At 47.0% G+C, this 3,670-nt stretch carries 4 protein-coding genes and 1 pseudogene; 1 reads left to right on the forward strand and 4 read right to left on the reverse strand.

Going from position 1 to position 3,670, the window contains the following annotated elements:
* Positions 1-18 precede the first annotated feature (18 nt).
* The 3 genes from ED901_RS01295 to ED901_RS01305 are packed head-to-tail and all read right to left on the reverse strand — an operon-like array spanning position 19 to position 1,173.
* A complete protein-coding gene (locus ED901_RS01295; RefSeq protein ID WP_122094359.1) occupies positions 19-396 on the reverse strand; it encodes an Imm1 family immunity protein in 378 nt (125 codons plus the stop codon).
* Positions 389-583 (reverse strand): hypothetical protein, encoded by a 195-nt coding sequence (locus tag ED901_RS01300; protein WP_240993856.1) that lies wholly within the window; start codon positions 581-583, stop codon positions 389-391. Before ED901_RS01300 ends, ED901_RS01295 begins: the two co-directional genes overlap by 8 nt.
* Before the next feature lie 29 nt (positions 584-612).
* Positions 613-1,173, reverse strand: a complete 561-nt coding sequence (locus ED901_RS01305; RefSeq protein WP_122094363.1) for a hypothetical protein — start codon at positions 1,171-1,173, stop codon at positions 613-615.
* Between the two features lie 26 nt (positions 1,174-1,199).
* Between ED901_RS01305 and ED901_RS01310 the strand changes: the two are divergent.
* Positions 1,200-2,349 (forward strand): annotated as a pseudogene (locus ED901_RS01310) (IS3 family transposase).
* A 258-nt stretch (positions 2,350-2,607) separates the two neighbouring features.
* On the opposite strand, the gene ED901_RS25195 reads toward ED901_RS01310, so the two are convergent.
* A partial coding sequence (locus ED901_RS25195) for a polymorphic toxin type 17 domain-containing protein (RefSeq protein ID WP_205965063.1) occupies positions 2,608-3,670 on the reverse strand: 1,063 nt, incomplete at its 5' end.

Here is a 3,670-nt window from a genome sequence, read left to right on the forward strand (position 1 = left end):
AAGGCCGGGGTTACTGTTTTAGTTCAGAAGTTCCGTCGATACATTGCCAGTATCAAAGAACTCTTTAAAGATCCTGACAACAAGATCAAAGTCCTTTGTTACCTGTCTTGTTGACCAATAATCTCCTAGGATTAAAATATTTTCATCCGGCTGTGTTAAATCGGAAAGTGTCATAACTTCATCATCTTCATTCAAAAAAGTAACCAAATAGAAGCCTTTTTCCATTCTCACTTGAATTTCAGAGATTAAGTAATCTTCGTCATCTAATTTATCCAATGTTACACAACCACTAAATGATCGAAGATTATTCAGTACGCTACTCACTTCATCCCAACAATGAAATTCCTTAGCCCCACCTTTTTGCAAGATAGACCATGAGAGCTGCAACTTACTCATCTTTAGCTCCTTTTATACGGAATTTTTTCGTACCAGCTTCCCAATATAAAGTCCTACCAGTATCTTCTTCAAAAATTGTTAGCGACTTAAGCCCTGATTTCGCAGCCATAGCTTTTACGTCACTAAGGCAATAAGAACAAACTGGTTCCCCCTTCACGGACATGAGCATATCTTTGCCGTTAGTCATCCCTTTCTCATAGGCTTGCTGGATAACACTTATTTCTGCATGAGCGGTTCCATGTTTCCATTAGGCGGGCTTTTACTAGGATCTTTGGCAATCTTAGCTTGAACAACATCATTGATGAGGGTCGGTTTATTAAAATCAGCTAACTGTGAAGGCCTTGCTCCCTGGTTAGTATCACTGAATTTATTACCATCAACATTTCCTTTCGCAACGACCTTCACATTCGCATCTACAATCTTGCCAAGTTGTTTCGCTGCTGCCGCACCAAGTATCGGGGTAACCGAAGCAATAATAATATCGGCTCCCTGTTTCAACTCGGTGTAATCTTTGGCTGTTGCATAATCAACTCCTTTCGTTGTCATAAAGAAGTTGATCATTGCGTCTTGGATCTGCTGCTGATTCTGCGCATCAACACTGGTGATATTCAGAAGGTTTACTATCTGGCCGTAAGCGCCCGAGTATTGCTGGCTCGCTTTCGAGTTGTAGTTACCAAGACCCTCATACCCTTCTTTCGCCTCGATAGCCTTCAGTCTCGGACCCGCGCAAGCCGAACTTGAATAGACCCGGGCTTCGTAGACACTTTTTTGCCTCATAATGGAGGCCTAATGAAGGAGTGTTTATGTCAGTCAAAACGTTCACTGAAGAATTCAAAATTGAAGCCGTAAAACAGATCACTGAGCAGGGGTACCCTGTATCTGAGGTCTCCTCTCGACTTGGTGTATCCACTAATAGTCTTTACGCCTGGGTTAAGCGCTACCAGAAGCCCGAGCCGCAGCGTAAGCAGGACGATGCACTTCAGCATGAAGTAAAGCGCCTCAGGCAAGAACTTAAGCGAGTAACTAAAGAGCGGGATATCTTAAAAAAGGCCGCCGCGTACTTTGCAAGAACGTCAGGCTGAAGTACGCCTCCATTAAAAAATGTCGTCCTTTTATGCTGTGCGCAGGTTATGCCTGGTTCTTGGCCTCCATCACAGCGGTTATTACCAGTGGCTAAAGCGGCCTAAATCTTTGCGTACCCGGCAAGATGAACGGCAAACAGGCTTGATTAAACAACTGTGGCTTGAAAGCGGTACGGTTTACGGCTATCGAAAAATCTGGCTCGATATGAAAGATCTGGGTGAATGCGTCGGACGTAACAGGATCGCGCGCCTGATGAGGCTCGCTGAACTAGCATCTCAGACTGGATACCGAAAACGACGCTATTACGGTGGCGGAAAGCCTTCTTTTGCCAGTCCAAATTACCTTGAACGCCAGTTCGTTGTCCCAACCCCAAATACGCATTGGGTGAGTGACATGACTTATATAAGGACGCATGAGGGGTGGCTGTATCTGGCTGTTGTTCTTGATCTCTTCTCACGCAGGGTTATCGGCTGGAGCATGGGCGGACGAATGACCGCTGAGTTAGTAATGAATGCATTATTGATGGCGGTATGGCGACGTAAACCAACGGCAGAAGTATTAATCCATTCAGATCAGGGCTCTCAATATACGAGCGAAAGATGTCAGCATTTTATGACAGCTCACAATTTAAAAAGCAGCATGAGTCGTCGGGGTAATTGCCATGACAACGCAGTGGCAGAAAGCTTTTTCCAGTTGCTAAAACGGGAACGCATAAAGAAACGGATCTATAAAAATAGGGAAGAAGCGAAGGCGGATATCTTCGATTATGTCGAGATGTTTTATAATGCTAAACGCCGCCACAGTGCCTGTGAGGATCAACCCCCTGCAGTTTATGAAAGTGCCTGGTTCATGAGGCACGGAACAGTCTAGGGAACTAGGGTCTATTCACATGTAGCCGGGCCCTTCATCAGTAAAAGTCTTCTCGCCTGAAGGCTACCCCAGTAGGGGAAATATCGTCCTTCTCGAAGTACACCACATTATCCTTCCCATGTATTACCACTGAGTAACCGTAGACAACATCATCTTCCTCGCTAATCCCAAGAACAACTCCCTTGCATTTTGCATACTTACTATTTTTGGCGTTTTCTCTGACTTCTACTTCTTGGTAAAAATCTATCTTCATAGCGATCACTTATGCGTAATTTTTCCATCAAGGGATATATTGAGGTGGGAACCATCTCGCGTTGCCCAACCTAACTGAGCCTTGCCTGTTCGTGATAGCTGGACATCCCACTCAAACGCCTGGCCTGCGGTACGGGATGGTCCTTTAACCCACTCATTCCCGAATTTGTCGATGTAACCATTATTTGGACCTCTGGGCAGAGGTTGAGATGCAGAATATCCCTCTGGTGGTACATAACGAATTTTACCTTGGTTCGGTAGCTGAACATACTTGGTACGACCTTTAGTCGACCACGGTTGTGCAGCTCCACCTGTACCTGAAGGATTGAAAGGGGGTTCTTCTGCATAAGCAGGAACTTTACCAGTCTGAGCTGAACTGCTTCCCTTCATCCCATACACTGCACCACCAATCGCCGCCGTGGTGTGTGTTATCGCCATTCCAGTATACAGTGCCGAAGCCGTCTCTACGCTGACGCCCCAGTTCTTCGCTATAGTCTGAATATCTCTAGCTTTCTGGGCCTGAGCATCTGCTGTAGCGTACTGCCACAGCAGGCTATCAACTTTACCTGCACCTTCCTGATAAACACTGGCCATTGTGCCGATGTACTGACCATCCATCTGAGCATCGTAACTTTTGCCCATCGCGGCCAGTTCTTGCCGCATGCCTGAACATTGTTCTGATGACAGATTCTTACATGCTGCGTCTATGGCTGCATCGAACGCTTTATCCTTCGCATCAAGGTCAGTGACCAGTTTTTCAGCCTGGGCTTTCTTTTCACCTTCCAGATACGGCAGGGACCACTTCGCGTCCTGACGTTGCTGCTCGTCTTTTGATGATAGCGCATTATTCTCAACAGCAATCTTCCCAGCCACAGCCCCTGTCCCTGCAGCCACAGACAAATTCCCCGCCACGCCGCCTGCCAGTCCTGCGGCCAGCGTGCTCAAGGCACTCACATTCGCCTTTTGCTCATTCGTCAGGTTTTCCGGTTTTACCCCCGGATACAGCTCTTTCGCAATCAGCTGTGCCGCCAGTTCGCCGGTCGCCGCACCCGCTGCGCCGCCGGTCACG

The organism is Rahnella sp. Larv3_ips (assembly GCF_003697865.1).
In the GTDB taxonomy this organism is placed as follows: Bacteria; Pseudomonadota; Gammaproteobacteria; order Enterobacterales; family Enterobacteriaceae; genus Rahnella; species Rahnella rivi.

What these genes read in the sequence shown, in the direction of transcription:
- ED901_RS01300 (WP_240993856.1), bottom strand. Translation starts at nt 583, where the DNA reads ATGACTAACGGCAAAGATATGCTCATGTCCGTGAAGGGGGAACCAGTT.
- ED901_RS01305 (WP_122094363.1), bottom strand. Translation starts at nt 1,173, where the DNA reads ATGAGGCAAAAAAGTGTCTACGAAGCCCGGGTCTATTCAAGTTCGGCT.
- ED901_RS01295 (WP_122094359.1), bottom strand. Translation starts at nt 396, where the DNA reads ATGAGTAAGTTGCAGCTCTCATGGTCTATCTTGCAAAAAGGTGGGGCT.